Below are 20,324 nucleotides of genomic sequence, written 5' to 3'. Positions count from 1 at the left end.
GCGGGAAATGGCAGTCTTATTCCTTAATATATTCCCGTACCGCCCCGTTATTGATTCCGAAAATATATCGTTCTCCGGGCAGGCGACCTTGCCCTCCGCCAGGTCCTCCGGGCAAGGCAGGAGGAATAACCTGCAGGCTCCGGACATCGTCCCGTAAACTCAAACCGCTTTTCCATTGGGGTACATAGGAGAATTGCCCCTTGCCGTCCCCTTTTAATACGACCCCATGATTCGCCTTGTATCTTCCGAACCGGATGCGAGTCCAGGAATTGTTGCCTGTCAGGATCAGGTCTTTGTTTCCATCATGGTCCGCGTCAGCGGTCCCGATGGCATAAACCGGCGCATATTGCGCTTCAGGCGGCAGCGTCTTCCTTACAAAACCTTCCTTACCCCTGTTCTCCAGGTAAACGGTTTCCATACACGCAGCTTTCAACAGGCCGGCATCCTTTAATTGCTCAGCGGTAAAGATATCCGAAATGGTCGCATCTGCATACGCGTTATATTCCAGGAATTTCTTTTTCAGCATGGGTATCTGACCAACCAGGTCGTCCCGCGAAACAGCAGGATAGGAAACTCCTCCGATAAAATAACATAATACCGGATCTACGATCCCGTTCCCGTCGAAGTCTTTGTAATAAAGGCTCACCGGTTCTTTTTCACTGGCGTGGAACTGCGTATTTAATCCGGTATTCCCTATAACGAGATCCGTATCACCGTCTCCATCCATATCCTCGGCCAGGATGGTATTCCACCAGCCGGTGGAGGCAAATTTTATATATTGGGCGGAGGCATCCCGCAATTTTCCTTTTTCATTGATGAACACTTTTACTGGCATCCATTCACCCACCACGACCAGGTCTGCCCAATGATCCCGGTTCAGATCGATCCATACAGCATCGGTAACCATTCCCATTTTTTGCAACCCGGGAGGGAGAATTTCCGAAGTAGCGTCCCGAAACCGGCCTTTTCCATCATTAAGCAGGATCCTGCTTTCCGGAGCCTCGGGATATTTCCCGGGAACGACCCTTCCCCCGACGAAAATATCCACATATCCGTCCCCGTTGATATCCGCCTCGCGGACACATCCTTTGCTAAACCGCAAATTGGGAAGGAGGAATGGGCTTTTACGAAAATTCCCTTTTCCGTCATTCAGGTACAAATGATCCTGTAAGGAACTATCCTGTTCCGCGCAAGCATATCCTCCGCTGGCAATATACAGATCCGGGTGGCCATCCGCATTCGCGTCAAAGAAAACGGCAGATACTGCCTCGCTGGCCGAATCCCGGGCAATTGCCGGCTCCGGTTTATTTACCCAGCTTCCGTCTGCCTTTTGAATAAATAGCTGCCCCGGCTGTCCCTTTGCCCCTCCAATATAAAGATCCGTCCTTCCATCTCCGTCGATATCTGCCCTGGCCATACAGGGTCCCTGCCTGGAAATATAATTGGGGAGTAAAGGCTGAACGGCAAAATCATTGCCTTCCTTTTCTCTATGCCGGAAGGTTGGTGCTTTACCTTCTCTAAAATAAGTTGAATCCGGCGTTTTATTCCGATAATCCCAGTGCTGATCCGCCTCTTTCCATTTTATCACCAGGGTCTGCCTGGACCTGACCGATTCCAGTTTTTGCGTGCGGTCATCCGGCCAGATGATACGGATGGAATCAATGATCTCCGCAGTTCCAACGCCAAAGTTCAGCACAGGATCCACTGATGATTGGAATCCCCTCACCGGCATTTGTTCCTGGTAAAACTGGTTTCCTTTCGCATAGAGTTTTACTTTCGTTCCAATACCTCCTGTATTCATCGGACTACCTTCCAGCCTGATCTTAAGGTAATGATTCCCGGCATTAAGTTTGGCGGAATTATTCTTATAGAGCCCTGCCGGTTTGTTTATATTACTTAAGACCAGATCCATGGCCCCGTCATTATCCAGGTCTCCGTATGCAGCGCCTGAGGAGATCGTATTGCCATTCAGTCCCCATTCCTGCGTTTTTTTGGTAAATGTTTGTCCATGTTCATTCCGATAGATATATTTCTGCGGTTCCAAAGGGTGCAGCTTGTCAAGGAGTTCTTTTGCCGCAGGCCGGTTGTTTCCCGGATGCATGGAGGCCACATGATACCGTATAAAATCCATGTCGGTAAAATCGCGTGCATATCCATTCGTAATAAAAAGGTCCTTATATCCATCATTATCGAAATCACAGAACAGGGCCGACCAGCTCCAATCGGTATTGGAGACTCCTGCTAATTGCCCTACTTCACTAAAGGTCCCGTCCCCATTATTTTTCTGCAGCATGTTACGGCTGTATTGGTAATAGAAACCCTGGCGAAACAGCAATTGGAACTTATCGAAGTTTTCTGCACCGCTATGCATTTTCTGAGTATGATTGTCTTCAGCCAGCATATCCAGGGTCATCAGGTCAGGAAAACCGTCATTATTGTAATCGGCAAAATCGGAGCCCATCGAATAGAGAGAAACCTGATCCATACAATCGCGCAATTTCTCTGTGAAGATAACCTCGCCGGGTCCGTTATTGATATACAAATGATCGGGTTCGTTAAAATCATTGGAGATATAGATATCCGGCCAGCCATCATTATTGATATCGGATATAGCCACACCCAGACCAAAACTCAATACGTTCGAGCTGATTCCCGAGGCCTCGCTAACATCCGTAAAATGCCCGTTGTCATTCCGGTATAATTTGGAGGCGAAAGCAGGGTCTTTTTGATTGCGAAGCGCTGAATTGTCAAAAGCCCCATTCGCATATTGCTGAAGAGAATGATTGATCAGCAACATATCCAGATCGCCATCCTTATCATAATCAAAAAAAGCGGCCTGTGTAGAATAACCTTCATCCGCCAATCCATATTCTTCCGCTCTTTCCGTGAAGGTTACCACGCCCTCTTCTTTTCCGGATTCACCTTTTTTTCCGGAACCAGCGGGAGAAACTCCATTGTTGATATACAACAGGTTCTTTCTTCTTGCCGGATCGATATCGCCGGAACGGCAGATATAAATATCGAGTTTGCCATCTCCATTGATATCCACCATGGTTGCGCCGGTGCACCAACCTTGTTTTTTCGCAATGCCACTTTTTTCCGTAATGTCTTCGAAGGTAAAATTTCCTTTATTCAGAAACAGCCGGTTGGGAACCATATTCCCCGTAAACAGGATATCGGGTAATCCATCATTGTTGATATCCCCGATAGCCACTCCTCCCCCATTATAAAAATAAGCGTAATTCAATACATTGGCCGTCTCATTTTCCTGCAAAATATTTTTAAAGTGCAGGCCTGTACGGTCTTCGTCCAGGCTCGTAAATAAATGGGAGGTATCATCCGAGCAACCGGAAAGACAGACGGGGAGGCCAGCCAAACTGATAAAAACCGATATATTCAGTACGCTCTTCATCGAAGCTTATTTTATTACTAAAGCCGGATATAGATCTTTTTCTTATCCAATATCCAGCCGGTCACCCAGCAGACCAGGGTATAACCCAGGGAAAACAATAAGGCACCCAATGGTCCCGGCGCGATTCTTTGAAAAAAAACGGTATTGATCCAATCGATAAATATAATGTTCTCCTTAACCGGTATGATCAGGAAAATACCGATAACGGTGGAAAATATATAAATAAATAAGGGATTTTTCCCAAATACGGTAAAGAAAGAAACCCATGCCCTACATGCCCTTCTTTCAATAATATAGAATAGTATCCCGAGAACAATCATATCGATCCCTACGCTAAAAAATACATAGGAGGATGTCCAGAGTTTTTTATTAAAGGGAAACGCCTGGTTCCAAAAAAGAGCAATACCAGTTAGGCCAATACCCGCCAATAATAATCCCCAAAAAGTTTCCATGGTCTTTCCCTTTAGTATGATCCATCTTCCGGCCATCCACCCAGCCAGGACATTTACCATAGCCGGCATCGTACTTAACAAACCCTCGGGATCGAAGGCTATTCCCTTTTCCCTGTACATATGTCTTTCCCCCAATATCCAAAGATCCAGTTTTCGCACGGCATTCCCCTCCATGGTAAATTGCCCGCCCGGATCCCCCAGGATATACAGCAATAGCCAATAACATAATAAAAGCAGTATAGCCGCCAATCCCACCTGAAAGAAGGAAAGGCGTTTCACTATAATGGCAGCCAGGTAATAATCGAGAGCTATGCGCTGCAGTACGGCCAGGATCCGCGTATCTTTGAATGGTGTAGTGAAGGGATACCAGGTCAGGAGATAACCTATCAAAAAAAGCAAAAGGGTTCTTTTAAGGATCTTTATTCCTGACGTTTCCTTATCCAGCGGATTACTATAGAGCGTAAAAGCCATAGCATTACCCACAGCAAAAAGAAAGGACGGAAATACAAGATCGGTCAGGGTACAGCCGTTCCAATCCGCATGCAACAAGGCTGAATAAGGAATAGCACCACTCCCCTGCGTATTTACGATGATCATTAAAAAAACGGTCATCCCTCTGAAAACATCCAGGGTACTGAAACGTTCGCTCCGTTCAATGGTCATATCCATTTTCTTGTTTACTTATTCCACTACGATCTCATCCAGGAACAGCTGGTTCTTCAAAGGATCGGCATTAAGCTGACCATTACGCACCAATATCCTTATATACCTGGCTTTTCGCTGAAGCTTCGTTCTTTTATATTGCACGATGTGTCTTAACAATTCTACAGGCAATTTTTTATTATAAACATCAAAAACCTTTTCAAATTTCTGCCCGTCTGCCGAACAGGAGAATTCAAGGCTTCGGGGCAGGTAACTATCACCTACCTGATCTTCCATACAACCGACGCCAATACTATGAATATCCCTGAGTTTACCAAGATCAAGCGTTAAACTGACCAGGGAATCGTGAAAAGAAACCCATCGGCCGTCATAGGGTTCAACCGTACCAAAGATCCCATCTACCAATCGTTTCACTATTATAGAAGCGGATGCAGTCGCTTCCCCTTCAGGCTCAGGCCAAATCCTCACGGGGGCACCTGCTGCCTTATGAAGGGCAACTATTTCTTTATTTATTTTTCCCATTCTGCGTCCCTTCCGGAACAAGGCGGTTTGCAAAACGGTGCTTTTATTTAACAGAATCGGCTGGGTGTACAAGGGTGATTTCAGATCCGGCAAAGAACCATCGGTAGTATACCGGACCGGATAGCCTGGCGCCTGTTGCGTTACCGTAACCCGGATATTCCGGGCAACGCTGTCAAATTCAGGGATAATCCCGGTATTATATAAACTGGTAGCATACCTGATCCCCTGCGCATCGAACCTGCTGAATTGTTCTTCCACTCTCGTAATAAATTTCGGATAATCTTTTTTTTCCGGTGGCGTCCATAGTACTTCGGCCAAAGCAAGCAGACGGGGCAGCAGCATATATTCCACCCTGGCCGGGGTAGGCACATTCTCTGTCCATAAACACCCTTCTGCGCCAAGAATGCTATTCCCCGGCGTTTGTGGCAGGTCCTTAGGCGTCGGATCAAAAGAATATATCGTATCCAGGAAAAGAGGGGCATAGGTGATATCCGGTTCGAGACGGGGATCCGACTGGTAAAAATCGAAATAAACATAATGATAGGGTGTCATGATGACGTCCTGCCCTTTTGCAGCGCCTTCCCTCGCCCCTGTATCTCCATGCCAGGACATGATGACCGAACCAGGGGAAAGCTGAGCATGGGAAATCTCGTCCCAACCGAGCATCCGTCTTCCCTTCGTCGTTATAAAACTATCGATCTGCCTGGTGAACCAGGCCTGCAATTGTTTGCCTGTCGTAAATCCTTTCTCTTGCATTCTTTTCCGGCACCGGGAACAATTCAGCCATGGACCATCGCGCACCTCATCCCCTCCGATATGGATCATCGGGGATGGGAAAAGGGTTATGACCTCCGACAGGATATTTTGCAGAAAAACAAAAGTGGAATCGTATCCTGCGCAGAAATTATGCTCCAGGTCTCCGGGATAACCACAGGGGATCAGCAAGGGAGATTTGTTATTCAGATCCGAAAACTGGGGATAGGCAACCAGCGCGGCCGTACAATGACCCGGCATTTCAATTTCCGGGATGATCGTAATGAACCGGTCCCTGGCATAGGCAATGATTGCCTTCACCTCCTGCTGCGTATAAAAACCGCCGTAGGTAGCCGGCTCTCCTTTTCCCGTCGGTTCTGCAATGGTCATCGGGATATTCTCCCTGTCGGCCCGCCAGGCCCCAACTGAAGTCAGCCGGGGATATTGTTTGATCTCCAACCGCCAGCCATGGCTATCCGTAAGATGCCAGTGAAAGGTATTGATCTTAAAAGAAGCCAGGATATCCAGGTACTTTTTGATAAAGGCTACTGAAAAGAAATGTCGGCTGACATCCAGATGCATACCCCTGTATGAATAACGTGGATAGTCCACAATCCGCGCACAGGGAAGAGATGCCTGGATCATGTTAGCGATACCCTGTGGCATGAGTTGTTGGAAACTTTCCAATGCATAAAATAACCCCACTGCCCCCGGTGCGTTGATACGAACCTGTTTAATGCGAATATCTATCGTATATCCTTCTTCACTTTTAATTTCCGGATCTTGGTCTAAAGAAAGGATAACGGCATTGGCTGAACTATCCGGGATGGCATCCGTCTCCGGGAAAGGTAATTTCAACCTTTTCACAAAATCTTTGACTACCCGGATAGCCTCTTTTTTCTCTGCTAACTTATTCCCTGTTAACAGGACTATCCTGGTGTTTTTGGAAAAATGAAAAACACCATTCCGCTTCGTAATACTCACCGGCTCCGGAAGAATATGAATGGCTGGCCGTACAGGTATGGGCAAATTGCCGGCGCTGCAGAAGGATGGCCTGGCGGCCAGAAAGACCCAGCCGGCCAGGAAAAACATCCGTTTTATTTGCATCATAGGTGTGTTAATTCACTATTTATTCCACCAGACCCGTGTACTTGCATTATCTGGTCCGTTTAAAAGGGGAATGGCTGCCTGAACCGCCTTTCCATTGGTCTGGTATTCGTAATCCAGAAAACCGAACCGGCTTATCATATTTGGTGCCGTAACATCCGGATTATCGGAATTGGCAACCGGGTATAACCTGGGGTAACCCGTTCTTCTTACTTCGGCCCATGCTTCAATGCCATCCGGGAATAAAGACAAATATTTCTGGGTGGCGATCTGCTCCCGCTGAATGGCTTCCGTCGCCCCGAATTTTACGGGGATACTGGCCACTGCCGGCGAATTCAAATAATCGGTCAGGGCAACGGGGGTTGCCGTATTTTGAATATAGTTCTGAATGACAGTGGGGTCCGTAAATCCCCACTGTTGTAAGGAAGTGGTGATCCCTTGTTCATATAAATCCTGGGCATTACCGCCCATATTCCATCCGTTCAAAGCCCCTTCGGCCCGCAAAAAGAACGATTCAGCACTGTACATTACCGTTAGTTTGTTGGTATTTTGCTGATCCAACCCATACCTGGGGCCGACATTAGAGGTGTTATCCGGATTATTCTGTGGGCTGGCGGACAACTGGGCGGCGGAAAGGCCATTTCGCAGTCCGTGATACAAACCATCCGCCGCCGGACTGTAATATTCCGCCATCCGGGGATCGGCATACCCTTTTAAATAACTTTCCATGCTGGCGCTCATCCGCGCATTTTCCCAGGGCGACATCTGATTGAGCCCGTTGACGGAATTCGGTCCCACATCCATAAAGGCATTATCGTCATTGGAGCTCATGACACCGGCAGCCACCGCCTTCTCTGCCTCCTGTTGAGCCTTGCCCGGGTCAGATTTGGAAATTCGGAGAGCCAGGCGCAAATGCAGGGTGTTGGCCAGTTTAATCCATTGGGGAATATTCCCGTGAAAAATGAGATCATTAGTCCCGAACGGAGTCAGCGACTGATCTGCGCTTTTCAGGACCGCTACAGCCGAATCCAGGGTTAGAAACAGATCATTATAAATATCCTGCTGACTGTCATAAGGTATGCTCAATAAACCCGTGCCAGCCTGAAAATAGGGTACGGGTCCATAAAAATCGGTATGATAATGGAAGATATAGGCTTTCCAGATCTTCGCAATGGCATTGGCTTCCGGCTGTGTTTTTGACGTAGCATCCAATACCTGTTTCAACGTAGGCCAGGTAACCGTATAAACGGAACTCCACTGGGATATGATCCAGTCCTGCACGATCACATAACGATCGCTCTTTACCCCCGGGTCTGCGTTGGCAAAGAATTGACTCCACAAATCGGGGAAAAGGGCACGGGCCAGTTCATAGATACCCGGATCTCCGTAGATACCCTGATATTCCGCTTTGGCGAAAGCATTGGGTATAGTTGCCGGTGTTAATCCGCTGAAAGTAGTGGGGTCCGTATTTAAAGCGTCGAATTTTTTTGTGCAGCCCGTAGTCATTATCAGAAAGCCCATGAAGGTTACCGCTATCAAGCGGCTTCCCGGCGTCCTGTAACAGAAAGATGGTCTCATGACTTAGGTTTTAGTAGTTAAAAATTGAGTTTAAGATAGAAGCCATAGTTGCGTGTACTGGGCACAGAAGTATATTCCAGCCCCTGGTTATTTCCCGTACCGATCGCCGATTCCGGATCGAATCCATAAGCGTCATTCTTCAAAAAGAAAAGGTTTCGCCCTACGAGGGATAATACGGCTCCTTTGATAAATCCTTTATTGACAAACCTGGCCGGAAGGCTATAGCTGATACTGGTTTCACGCAAACGAATATTGGTGGCGCTGTAGGTGAACAGTTCGCCGACCGGGTTGGACCCTGCCACGCCCATCCAGTAATCCTGTGCGCTGACCAATTTTGTATTGGCATCTCCCGCACCATTGACCGAGTTGGGAACGACAAACCCGGATTCCCGGCCTGTGAGGGTAAGAAGACTGGCCCCATTGGCGGACAATAAGGCCTGGGTGCCCGATACCAGCACGCCGCCCTTCCTCATATCGATCTGGAAGGACAGGGTCCAGTTCTTATACTGGAAGGCATTGGTGAGCCCGGCCGTCCAATCGGGATTATAATTTCCGGCATAATGTTTCGTCACATCCGTTTCTACCAGTGGGAGACCTGTCGCATCATCGACGATTACTTTTCCGGCAGCATTCCGCTGAAGACTCGAGGTATAGATCCCACCGTAACTTTTACCTTCTTCCGCCACGATCTCTCCCAACGTTTCCGGAGAAGATAAAGGCGGCATTTTCTGTAAAGTATCAAGGTAAAGGATCTTATTCCGGTTCAGCCCGAAATTGAGACTGATGTTCCATTTAAAGTCAGGGTTATCCACGGGTTTTCCGTGCAGTAATAATTCCAGGCCCCTGTTGCGGATATTACCTGCATTGATAATCCGGAACGCATATCCCGAAGGATTCGGCACCCCGATCGAAAGGATCTGGTTTTTTGTATGGGTCTCATAGACCGTCAGTTCCGCCCCTAACCTGTTCCTGAACAGTCCAAGATCGAGCCCCACTTCAAAGGAACGGGTCTCTTCCGGTTTGAGGTTGGCATCATGCAAAACCCGGTCGATATTCAGGAAACCTCCGTTGCCGCCTGGCACCAGGGTGTTGGATGCTTTTAACTGATTGAATGCCGTTCCATTCCCAACAAAGGCATAGGAGGTCCTTAATTTCAACAGGGAAATGGAGGCAGGAAGATGGAGCATTTCATTTAAAACACCGCTCACCCCGAAAGAGGGAAAGAAATAAGAAGCATGGGCTGGCGGCAGCGTCGAGTTCCAGTCATTGCGACCGGTAAGATCCAGGAACAGATAGTTCTTGTAACCCAATTGCGCGGCTGCATATACGGATTGTTTTTCGGTACGCTGGATGAAGTTCGTGGAGACGGGAGCCAGGGCGTTGCTAAGCGCAAAAAGATTTGGCGCATTCAGCCCCTGGTTATTCATATTCGTTCCTTCAAAATTGTATTGCTCGATACTGGCACCGGCATTTACGTTCAGATTCCAGTCATCCGTCAGCTGTTTATTAAAATTGAGTAAGAGGTCGTTATTGAACTGCCGGTTGGATTCTTTATTGATGATATAATTTCCCTGCCCCTGGAAAGACACCCAATAGGAGTCGTTATAATCTTTCTCTTCCCCGACATCCGCGTAACTATCCAGGCTGCTGCGTCCTTGTATGCTTAAGGAAGGGGTCAATTGGTATTTTAAGGAGATCAACCCGATAAAACGGTTGCGGGTACGATCGTATAAGTTCCTGTTCGTACTCCAGTAAGGATTTTGAAAGGAAGGCTTGGGACTTGACCAGTAATTCTGTGTAAGCGATCCATCAGGGTTAAACGTTTCGAAATTTTTGATATCGCTCAACCGCAGACTCCTGGGCATGGAAAAAATAGTAGCGACCGCATAATTGGCGGCGCCGGTCATAGGGCGGTTGATCACATCCTCGACGATATAATTAGCTTTCACATCCATGGTCAGGTCCTTCGAAACCTGCACGGTATGACGAAGATTCAGGTTATTCCGTTTGTATTGATTATTCGGAATGATCCCGTTGCTAAAGGTATTGGTATAGGAGAAATAAGTTTGCGATTGTCCATTTCCGGTAGAAATGGCGGCGGAATTAACCAGTTCCGTACCGGTTCGGAAAAAATCCCTGGAATTATCGGGCTGCGTAGAAAGGGGCTGGGCTTTTCCCGTCCAATCCGTTACGGATTGCCCTGTCATCTTAGGGCCCCAGCTATTGATGCTGTTAGCGATAAAATTTCCTCCATCACCCTGCCCATATTCATTTTGAAGTTTGGGAAAGATCATAGGGGATTCAAACATCGCGGAACTGGAGATTTGTACCCCGATCCCTTTGCCAGAACGCCCTTTCCGTGTCGTGATAATGATCACACCGTTTGCCGCATCCGAACCATATAGGGCTGCTGCCGAAGCACCGGTCAGCACCGTCATGGACTCTACATCGTCCGGATTGATATTGGATATCCCGTCCCCATTGTCCCTGGTCCCGAACAAGGTCACATCGGCAAAGGCTTTTGGGGTATTGTCGATCCGGACTCCATCCACCACTACCAAGGGCTGGTTGCTCCCGGTAATCGAGCGGTTACCCCTGAAAATGATCCGGTTGGAACTACCCGGGCCCGAGTTGGTCTTGCTGATGGTCAGCCCGGCCACTTTTCCATTCATGGCGCTGGTCAGGTTCACCTCCCGTGTATCGCTCAATTCGGCTCCTTTAAGAGTTTGGGTGGCATAGGTCAACGATTTTTTCTGGCGGGTTATCCCCAGGGCGGTAACGACTACGTCCTGCAATTGCCGCACATCCAGCTCCAGGATGATATCGACCACTGTATTGCCGTCCACCCGTACTTCGGTAGTTTTATAGCCGACATGGGAAATCTGCAAAATCGCGGATTTACCTTTAACAATCAGGCTATACTCCCCTTTCTCATTGGTGACCGTTCCGTTATCGGTTCCCAGTTCTTTAATGACCACACCGGCCGCCGTACCCAGGCTTTCGTCCTTGTTTCGCAGCTTCACTACACCTTTTATTGGAAAATCGAGCCCTGTAACCGCCAAAGTCGCTTTTCCATCCTCTTCGGAAGAAACGACGATCAAATTGTTGTCCATGATCCTGTATTTGAGCAGGGTGGCCTTAAAAACCACATCCAAAACTTCCTGGATCCCGGCATGACGGACATTGATATTTACCCGCGCCCCGGCCGGGAGGATATCGTCATTGTAAATAAAACGGTAATCGCTTACCCGCTGAATAACGGTCAATGCCTTCTTAATCTCTGCGTCCTTTAGGCTGAGGCTGATCTTTCCCTGGGAAAAACCGGAGGAATAAGCCTGAAGGCTAAGAACCAGGAATACAAGGGATAATTTCATATACAATAGGGACTTGAGGAATACACGCCTCCAGGGGACAGGCTTGTGCGCTTGTCTTTTTTGCATAAATTTGTAATGAAAAGTTAGATAAGAGGGAACCCGAATCTGTTTCAAGCCGATATCGGTTCCCGATTTTCTCTCTCAGGGAGATGCTACCAACATCTCCCTTTTTTTAGGGCAGTCTCAGGTCATTTTGGTTTATTTTAATGAATGAATCAATTCTCCTTATTTTTCTTTAAGCCATAGTTCATCGCCTTTTATCTCATAGGAAAAATGTCCGGACAGTTTCATAGCATCCAGCGTTTGTGCCAGTGTTTCCTTTTCGATGACCCCGGAAAACCTCCTCTTGCGGATCTGCTCATCCTGGAAATGGATCCTGATATTGTACCAATTTTCCATCTTGGGGGCCAGCTCTTCAAACAGCTCATTATCGAATTCCAGTTTGTTCTTTACCCATCCCGTTTCAGGGACCGCCTGAGCACTATCCTTCTGTAGTTTCACAATGGAAAACAGGGAAGAAGGAGCCGCATCAACCGGAACGATGATCTTTTCATTCGGCTTTAAAATGATCTTCCTGTCCGGGTCATGCCGGGTTATTACCTCCACCAGGCCCCTGATCAGGGAAGTCTCCACCGTTTTTTCGCGGGGATAGGCCCGTATATTAAAGGCCGTTCCCAATACCCTTACGGTGATATCCTTTGTATGAATGATAAAAGGAAGTTTTTCATTTTTGACCACATCAAAAAAAGCCTCTCCGCTTAAAGTCACTTCCCGTTCTTCCGTTCCAAAACTTTTATTGCCATAGGTAAGCTGGCTGTTGGCATTCAGCCAGACCAGGGTACCATCCGGAAGTTCCAGACGGGTTTTGGAGCCAGCTTGGGTCGCTACCTGGTTAAGTGCTGCTTTTGCCAGGACGGGAATAGTTTTACCGAAGCGATTACCCATATACAAAGCCGTAACCGATCCCAGGATCACCAGGATACTGGCGGCGGCCAGCCATTTCCGCCAGCCGATCACCCGCACTCCGTTGCCGGTAAGGTCTTCTCTTGCCGTTACCCCGGAATCAAGTCTTTTCTGAATACGGTTCCAAAGGCTCCTGGTCGTCATCATCTCGGGCACGGGATGCAAAGGAGTTTCCCATAGCTTATCCAATACTTCATGGGCATAATTGGAGCCCTCCTCCGCCTGCAGCAGAGATTTCAGCTCCGCTAATTCCTCCCGGGTAGCTTCGCCGCTTTTCTTTTTAGCCAGCAATATCCAGCGTCTTTCCGAAGACATATAGTGTTTTCCTGTTTGATATATCCCTATAAACGCTAAAAAGGAAGGTTTACCCCCAAAGGGTTAGAAAAAAATTGAGAAAATGAGCTGTTTAACGGTTCAGGCGGATGGACTGAGGGAGATAACTATTGATGGCAGCATGGATCTTTTTCAGGGCAAGCCCCATCTGGTTTTCGACGGTCTTGAGACTGAGATGCAGTAATTCAGCCACTTCCCGGTATTTTAATCCGTCTTCTTTCACCAATTTGAAAATAATACGGCATTTTGGGGGGAGTTCATTGATGGCCCTGTTGATCCGCTGTAAGGCTTCGGAGGAAATCATCAGGTCTTCCGGGCTGCTCCCGATCTGATAAAAAGGAAGGGACAATTCGTCCAGATCGATATGTTTATTGCGGCCGAATTTGCGCAGATAACTCCGGCTGATATTTTTCGCCATCACATATAAATAGAAGGTCAGATTTTCCACCGTTCCTATACGCTGACGTTTCTGCCAGACGTGGATAAAAACATCTTCCACCACTTCCTCGGCCGTTTCTTTGGACCGGACGATAGCGTAAGCTAACTGAAACAGACGCTGGCTGTAATGATCGCAGAGCGCTTTTAAGGCCTCCTGGTCATCCTCCCCTAACCTGTTCTGTATATCCTGCAGATCAATCCATTTCATGAAAAAAATGATTTAAATTCCGGAGGATAGGTTAGCGTTGGTTGCTTTTGAAGCCGGTTGGTGGGGATAAAGATAGGATACAAATAAAGGAAAAAAAGAGGAAGTTTTTTTAATTCAGGGGTTTATAACCTATATAATTCGTCAAGGTACCGATCCCATCGATGGCTATATCTACCCGATCTCCTTCCTGTAAAGTAAATTCATTGGGCGGAACCAGGCATGTTCCCGTCATCAGAAAACACCCAGAAACAAAATCAAATTCCCGGTACAGCCAGCCTGCGAGTTCCGTCAGGGATCTTTTCATCTGCCTGATCTGAACCGATCCGGAGAAAACCTGATCGCCCGAGCGGCTTATGGACATGTGAATGGAAGTATGGGGTGGGATTGGTTTTTCGGGAATATAAAGACAAGGTCCGAGAGCCGCGCTGCGTTCATACATTTTTGCCTGGGGCAGATATAAGGGATTCTCGCCTTCGATGCTCCGGGAACTCATATCGTTACCGATCGTATAAGCCTGGATAGTTCCTTCCGAATTCATGAACAGGGTTAATTCAGGCTCCGGCACATTCCATGCAGAGTCCCTGCGGATATATACTTTCTCCCCATGAGCGGCCACACGATGCGGCAGGGATTTGAAGAATAATTCAGGACGTTCCGCCTCATATACTTTATCGTAGAAATCGGCGCCGCCGGATTCTTTGGATTCCTCCATCCGGGCATTACGGCTGCGCAGATAGGTGACCCCAGCAGCCCAGATCTCCTGGGAAAGGGCAGGAGACATTGTTTCCTGTTCGCACCAGGGGATGGCATGACCGGAAGGAATTTCTTTCCTGGAAATAGTTTGCAGATACCCGTTAAGATCATCCCGGTTGATCAATTCATCCCAGGGTTGGTCTATCAGGAAATATTTTCCCGACGCCTCCAATAAATTTCCTTTCCGGGTCCTGTATAGCCTCATGACAGTATATTTTATGATATGGAATGCACCTGGTCAGAAAGCAAGATAGGGGAAATTAACTATTTTATGATCAGCAGCCAGCCCTTGCCTTTTTGAATGGGGATTGGCTCATCGGCACGGAACTTCCTTGCTGGCTGAAAATTTTTCATTTCCAGAGCTTCAATGGAAACGGTTGCCGGATCAAGGCCTGCCTGTTTCCAGTCTATATTCAAACGCACGGTAGTATCTTCCTCCGCCCAACTGGCCAAAGAGACGAGGAGAGCATTCTTTTTTTGGTAGACAGTTGCCAATATCCTTTCGATACTGGTCTTAACGGGGCATGACGGGCTCCAATAACCGAGCATCTTCGTTCCCTGCATCCCGAAATCATCCCAGATCTTCCAGATGGGTCCCGGATCGGCATTTTCCGTCCAGGGCATGCGGTTGGTCATACCATAGATAAGGCCTCGCCAGGGATTGCCTCCGCCTTCGAGCATTTCCCCCATCAGTCCAAAAGGAATGCCGCTCACTTCCGTCAAAAAGAAATCGGGGCCGTTCTTTTCATAATCAAAATATTCTCCGAACCACAACCGATTGAGGTAAGGGAAATGCTCCATATAAAGATTGCCACTATTATTGAAGCCATCGTGTTTATTGTACTGGTTAGCAGAATGCAGATCGATTATCCCAGGGTGTCCGTCCTGTGTCAATACCCTTTTGATCCGTTTCATGGTGATCCTGTCAAAAGCTACGTCATCAAGATATATTCCATCGATCCCGACGTTCTGCGTCAGCCAGTTCATTCCTTCCACATAATAGTTGTGCCAGCGGTTCATGCCGCTGTTCACCAGGGCGGCGTCCCTGATCTCCGGAACGAACCAGGCCGCGATATAATCGTCCCCGATATGCTCCTGCAGCCAGCTATATCCGCCGCCTGCCCCGCCGGAATACACTTCACTACCCAGGCTTCTCATCGCAAAAGTCTCATAGGCATGATTGGATAACTCCCGTACGGTATTATAGATCTTCACTTTCAGCCCCAGCGTATGCGCCGTATCGATATACCCTTTCATTTTTTTCCATTCGATAAATGGATAATTGATCCAGGGATTGATAGGGGTGGCGTGGTGTATATTGATCACCGTAGCTCCTTTTGCCTTAATGGTATCCAGGTTATTATAGCGGTGATAAAAGCGGGTGGCCCATTGAAAGTCCGTGTTGATGGGGTGAAAGGGGGTGATCAGCAGGGTGAAATTATAAAAGAGCGTATCCCCTTTTTTCATTTTCCGGGAACCGCTGTAGTTATTGGCCAGCATAGAACTGCCTTTGATCCCGATGCCGATCCCGCCTTTTCCATCATTCCCCCAGGATGAAGGTAACAACAAAGGTTTTTGCAAATAGAAGTTGGTATTGAGCGGCCGGCTGTATTTTTCATCCCGTAAAGAATATTGCAGCCCGGCATTGGTATTGCCGATCCAGGCACCATCCTGGTTTTTACTGGCTACATCCCATTTCCACTGGTAAAGACTATCCGGACGATAGCCACCTTTTAGTCCCAGCCCCATCATATATTTCGCCACCTCCTTTTTAAAGGGGATATGCATGGTAATTTCCTTCAACTCCACGTCCTGCAAGGCAGTTACTTTAACCCTATACGAAAGGAACCCATCGAATTCCAGGGTTGCGGTAAGATCCATCCGCAATTCGTCGGCTGTATTGGCTGCCTTCCATTGTACAGTTCCAGGCTCTCTTTTGGTAAAGGTCAGGCCCTCACTTTTTAAACGTACATCTTTCCCGTCCGCTTGCCGGGTAAAATGAAAATGGATATTCTCTGCCAGGATATTTTGAGGCGTAGTACCGATCTCCGTCATTTCCGGGGTAAAAAAAGTTTGTATTTGTTGGGGAAACCCTTGCTGATTCAACTGCACTTGTCTTCCCAGCAGGTTGATCAGGGAATCTCCCTGTATCGTGAGCGGGGTATAAGGCGCGATCACTGTATTCTCCTGGGCCATTGTAGAATTCAGCCACTTGAGACGGGTCATCTTTGCAGGCTCGCCTGCGCCGCCATCTTTAAGCAAGGTGGCTCCCACATTGATCCGGATAACAACCCTCTCTTGTTTCACGCCTTTTGCGAGCACAGTTACATTTCCTGAATAAGAACCCGTTTCCGCAATGGCCGGTATATTGATACCACACCACAACGCCTGCACCTGGTTTTTCGGAACGGTCACTTTTTTAAGGAACGGTTGGCCATCATAACCGATACCCGTTGTATTGATACAGGAAATGTTTTCTGCTGCGATTACTTTACCGTCCGCACCTTTCAGATCGCTGAAAACCAATTGCAGGTCTTCAAGATCCCTCAGGGCATATATGCCCAATTGATAAGCAAAATATTCTCCCTTGGCGGCTTCACCCCGGAACACCGGATTCGCGCCCTGACCGATCCACCTGACCGGCAGGTCCGTGCGCATCCGAATGCTATGCAACCGGTCTTCCGGGAAGATCAGAAAAGATCTGCCAGGAAATTTTGCCTTCAGGTCTTTCGTCTCTTTCGCCGTGGCGATCACTTCCATGGGATAAAAACTATTAAAAGCATCTATCGATTGGAATTCTTCAACGGTACAGTTCACCGGGATTGAAGTAGGGGCAGCCCGGCTCCCCCCCGATGATGCCTGCCCATTTATGGGAGATTGCGCGTTGACGTGCGTGGCCCATTCTACGGTGGCAGTAGTATCCGGTTTCAGATAGACGCCTTTGGGATAATTGCTACGGCCTTCATTCCTGTAAGGCAAATAATAAACATAATAAATTCCTTTACCCGACAAGGGTTCGAAATACAATTCTCCTGATTCACGGTTGGAATTTACCTTTACTGTATTCATTACGCGTTTTCCGGTCTTCGCGTCTTGCACGATGATTCTTTTCTTTTCGGGAGAAAGATCCCTTCTGCGCCAGGGAATGATAACCCGGGCTATATTACCGGAACCATTGTATCGGATCACCGCCCGGTGATTCCCCAGGGAATCGGCATTCCAGGAAGCGACACCATCCGTATATTTAATTACCTTCGATTCCTGGGGGAGGATGGCTTGGCTGTTCACAAGCTGAGAAGAAAGTACTGTAAGGAATAATAACCAGCTATTCTTTTGCATAATTGAAGATAGGATATCAGCCGCAAAACAAGGTATGCAAACGTTTGACTGAGTTTGCTTTAGCCTTTATTTATCTCCCGCCGCATGTAATAAGATTCCCGACAGGAGCATGGGTTTGCCATCCACCGGCCGGATCTTCAAATCCAGCATTTTCGCATCCTCCTCGTTCTTATACCAAAGGTCAATAGGATAATATCCTTTTTTCAGATGCAGTAAGGATTCTCTTTCTACGGTTCCCCGGTATCCCCTGTTGTCAATTACCATCTTACCATCAACGGTCAATACCGTTTCCCCATCCGAAGAAACACCCAGACGGTAATCACTCTCCCGGATGATTTGCAGGTATCCTGTAAAACGGATCTCGCGGAATCCGGCAGGCAGATCTTTTTGAGGGATTCTTACGGAAGAACAGATACCCGAGGCGCCGGCCAACATCCCCGAAGAAGCAATATTATATTCCAGGCCGGAAAAAAAAACAGTTGAAGCACCATTGAAGCCGGAGTCTGCCAGACTATTTTTTTCCCGGAAAATTTCTACCGGAACATAGGTCAACAGGATAGTCTGGTAACGTAGTTGGGAAGAAAGGGACGAACTGGTCCTGGTCTTAATAATAAGAGAAGGATGTCCTGAAAGATCGATCATTACAGGAGTCCGGTATAAGGGGGATTTTTCGTCGGGTAAAGAGCCGTCCAAAGTGTACCTGATCTGTGCATCTTTCAGGGGATGGGATAATTTCAAAAGGAAATCTTTACGGTTGGTGCTTACAAAGGGTAAGCCTTCCGCATCCGGCAGACGGGCATTCACGTTCCATACATGAAGCAGGGCAAACTGATGATCCAGGCGACGGGTAAAATCAGACAGGTCTTTCAGCCCTTTGGCCGTCCAACAGGCTTCTGCCAGGGCCAATGCCCGGGGATATACCATATACTCCAGATGCTCTGCCGTGGGAATTTTCTCCGCCCAGATATTCCCCTGCGCGCCCAATACATAATTTCCTTCGGTAATGCTAAGGGAGGCCGGGACCGGCTCGTATCCGTAAACGTGCTGCCAGGACAGAGGGTCGTTCCAGCCAATCGGTTCAGAAGGATCATCGCTCTGCGGCGCGTCAAAATAGACATAAGGCAAGGGTGTCATCACAACAGGATGATGCATTTTAGCAGCAGTAATACCCCCTTCTTCCCCACGCCAACTCATTACCGTAGCTGTCGGAGCTACTCCCCCTTCCAATATTTCATCCCATCCTACCAATTGTCTTCCTTTGGATACTATGAATTTTTCCATCCTTTTTATGAAGTAACTCTGCACCTCCTTAACATTCTTTAATCCCTGCTCCTTCATCACTGTGCAGGCGATTGGGCTTTTGAGCCATTTTTCCATATCCGCTTCATCTCCCCCGATATGAATATATTTATCCGGAAAGAGTTCCATCACCTCCGTCAGGACATCCCTGAGAAAGGAAAAGACCTTCTCTGAAGGATCGTACATACCTACCCTTGGAACTGGTTTTTGACGAATCGTTTCTCCGGTTGAATCCTGTACGCCCAATTCCGGATAGGCAAATATGGCGGCTTCGCTGTGCCCCGGCATTTCTATTTCCGGCACAACGATGATGTAATGCCGGTGGGCATAGGCAACAATTTCCCTGACCTGGTCTTTGGTATAGTATCCTTCATTGCCTCCGCCAGTAATATTCGATAATGCCCTGAATTTACCCTCTGCTGCCCAACGGTTCATAAAAGACCCTTTGGTTGTTAATTCCGGGTATTTATCGATCTGAATGCGCCAGCCTTCATCATCCGTCAAATGCCAATGAAAGGTATTGAATTTGTAATGCGCCATCAGGTCGATATATTTTTTTACCGTTTCCACAGAAAAAAAATGACGGCTGACATCCAGACTCAGACCCCTCCACCGAAACCTGGGCTTGTCACGGATCGTCATACAGGGAATCGTCAATATCCCGTTGGCCTTCTCTACCAATTGCAGCAAGGACTGTACACCATAAAACACTCCGGCTTCACCTCCGGTGATCATGACCGACCCTTCCCGGATAGACAGGGAATAATTTTCAGTACTTACTCCTGATAGAGGCCTGACTGCGGACAATAAAATTCCTGCTCCTGTCGAGGCATGCCGGGGCTGCACGGCAAGGTTTAGCTGATAATTTTCCCGAAGGTATTCGCTTAGATAATTACCTGTTTCCCTGGTGGCATCATCGGTATATATAACCATCCGGTCCCGCAATTTAAATCTGCCAGTCCCCAGCGACGACTCAAAAGGACGGGGAACAATACTATTCGGACTACTTATCGTTTCCGGAAAATGCTGGCCAACGGGAGGGTGATTGATTTGGGACAAAACAAACTGCCCTGAAAAAATGCTAATAAAAAAAATAGAAAGTATTTTCATAGCTAAGTAAAAAAATGGCG

General features: G+C 47.7%; 10 protein-coding genes. All 10 read right to left on the bottom strand.

Going from position 1 to position 20,324, the window contains the following annotated elements:
• Window positions 1-16 precede the first annotated feature (16 nt).
• The 10 genes from ACX0G9_RS00825 to ACX0G9_RS00780 all read right to left on the bottom strand — a co-directional run bounded on the left by ACX0G9_RS00825 (window position 17) and on the right by ACX0G9_RS00780 (window position 20,304).
• Entirely contained in the window at window positions 17-3,412 is a 3,396-nt protein-coding gene (locus ACX0G9_RS00825) for a VCBS repeat-containing protein (protein WP_459062935.1), read from the bottom strand.
• 17 nt (window positions 3,413-3,429) lie between these two features.
• A complete protein-coding gene (locus ACX0G9_RS00820; RefSeq protein ID WP_459062934.1) occupies window positions 3,430-4,533 on the bottom strand; it encodes an acyltransferase family protein in 1,104 nt (367 codons plus the stop codon).
• Window positions 4,534-4,545: 12 nt separating this feature from the next.
• Window positions 4,546-6,912: a glycoside hydrolase family 20 protein gene (locus ACX0G9_RS00815; RefSeq protein WP_459062933.1), complete on the bottom strand. Its 2,367-nt coding sequence runs from the start codon at window positions 6,910-6,912 to the stop codon at window positions 4,546-4,548.
• Between the two features lie 15 nt (window positions 6,913-6,927).
• Window positions 6,928-8,487, bottom strand: a complete 1,560-nt coding sequence (locus tag ACX0G9_RS00810) for a SusD/RagB family nutrient-binding outer membrane lipoprotein (RefSeq protein ID WP_459062932.1) — start codon at window positions 8,485-8,487, stop codon at window positions 6,928-6,930.
• 17 nt (window positions 8,488-8,504) lie between these two features.
• A complete protein-coding gene (locus ACX0G9_RS00805) occupies window positions 8,505-11,861 on the bottom strand; it encodes a SusC/RagA family TonB-linked outer membrane protein (protein ID WP_459062931.1) in 3,357 nt (1,118 codons plus the stop codon).
• Between the two features lie 225 nt (window positions 11,862-12,086).
• Entirely contained in the window at window positions 12,087-13,139 is a 1,053-nt protein-coding gene (locus ACX0G9_RS00800; RefSeq protein ID WP_459062930.1) for a FecR family protein, read from the bottom strand.
• Window positions 13,140-13,230: 91 nt separating this feature from the next.
• Entirely contained in the window at window positions 13,231-13,803 is a 573-nt protein-coding gene (locus tag ACX0G9_RS00795; RefSeq protein ID WP_459062929.1) for an RNA polymerase sigma factor, read from the bottom strand.
• Between the two features lie 109 nt (window positions 13,804-13,912).
• Window positions 13,913-14,761 carry a fumarylacetoacetate hydrolase family protein gene (locus tag ACX0G9_RS00790; RefSeq protein WP_459062928.1) on the bottom strand — a complete coding sequence of 283 codons (849 nt, stop codon included), beginning with the start codon at window positions 14,759-14,761 and terminating at the stop codon, window positions 13,913-13,915.
• A gap of 59 nt (window positions 14,762-14,820) precedes the next feature.
• Window positions 14,821-17,895 (bottom strand): glycoside hydrolase domain-containing protein, encoded by a 3,075-nt coding sequence (locus tag ACX0G9_RS00785; protein WP_459062927.1) that lies wholly within the window; start codon window positions 17,893-17,895, stop codon window positions 14,821-14,823.
• A 66-nt stretch (window positions 17,896-17,961) separates the two neighbouring features.
• Window positions 17,962-20,304 carry a family 20 glycosylhydrolase gene (locus ACX0G9_RS00780; RefSeq protein WP_459062926.1) on the bottom strand — a complete coding sequence of 781 codons (2,343 nt, stop codon included), beginning with the start codon at window positions 20,302-20,304 and terminating at the stop codon, window positions 17,962-17,964.
• Between the last annotated feature and the right edge of the window lie 20 nt (window positions 20,305-20,324).

This window comes from Flavitalea flava (genome assembly GCF_054461575.1).
This window is presented reverse-complemented; position numbering and strand designations above follow the sequence as displayed.

Excerpts from the sequence above, each read along its gene's own strand:
- ACX0G9_RS00825 (WP_459062935.1), bottom strand. The coding sequence starts at position 3,412 with ATGAAGAGCGTACTGAATATATCGGTTTTTATCAGTTTGGCTGGCCTC.
- ACX0G9_RS00820 (WP_459062934.1), bottom strand. The coding sequence starts at position 4,533 with ATGGATATGACCATTGAACGGAGCGAACGTTTCAGTACCCTGGATGTT.
- ACX0G9_RS00815 (WP_459062933.1), bottom strand. The coding sequence starts at position 6,912 with ATGATGCAAATAAAACGGATGTTTTTCCTGGCCGGCTGGGTCTTTCTG.
- ACX0G9_RS00810 (WP_459062932.1), bottom strand. The coding sequence starts at position 8,487 with ATGAGACCATCTTTCTGTTACAGGACGCCGGGAAGCCGCTTGATAGCG.
- ACX0G9_RS00805 (WP_459062931.1), bottom strand. The coding sequence starts at position 11,861 with ATGAAATTATCCCTTGTATTCCTGGTTCTTAGCCTTCAGGCTTATTCC.
- ACX0G9_RS00800 (WP_459062930.1), bottom strand. The coding sequence starts at position 13,139 with ATGTCTTCGGAAAGACGCTGGATATTGCTGGCTAAAAAGAAAAGCGGC.
- ACX0G9_RS00795 (WP_459062929.1), bottom strand. The coding sequence starts at position 13,803 with ATGAAATGGATTGATCTGCAGGATATACAGAACAGGTTAGGGGAGGAT.
- ACX0G9_RS00790 (WP_459062928.1), bottom strand. The coding sequence starts at position 14,761 with ATGAGGCTATACAGGACCCGGAAAGGAAATTTATTGGAGGCGTCGGGA.
- ACX0G9_RS00785 (WP_459062927.1), bottom strand. The coding sequence starts at position 17,895 with ATGCAAAAGAATAGCTGGTTATTATTCCTTACAGTACTTTCTTCTCAG.
- ACX0G9_RS00780 (WP_459062926.1), bottom strand. The coding sequence starts at position 20,304 with ATGAAAATACTTTCTATTTTTTTTATTAGCATTTTTTCAGGGCAGTTT.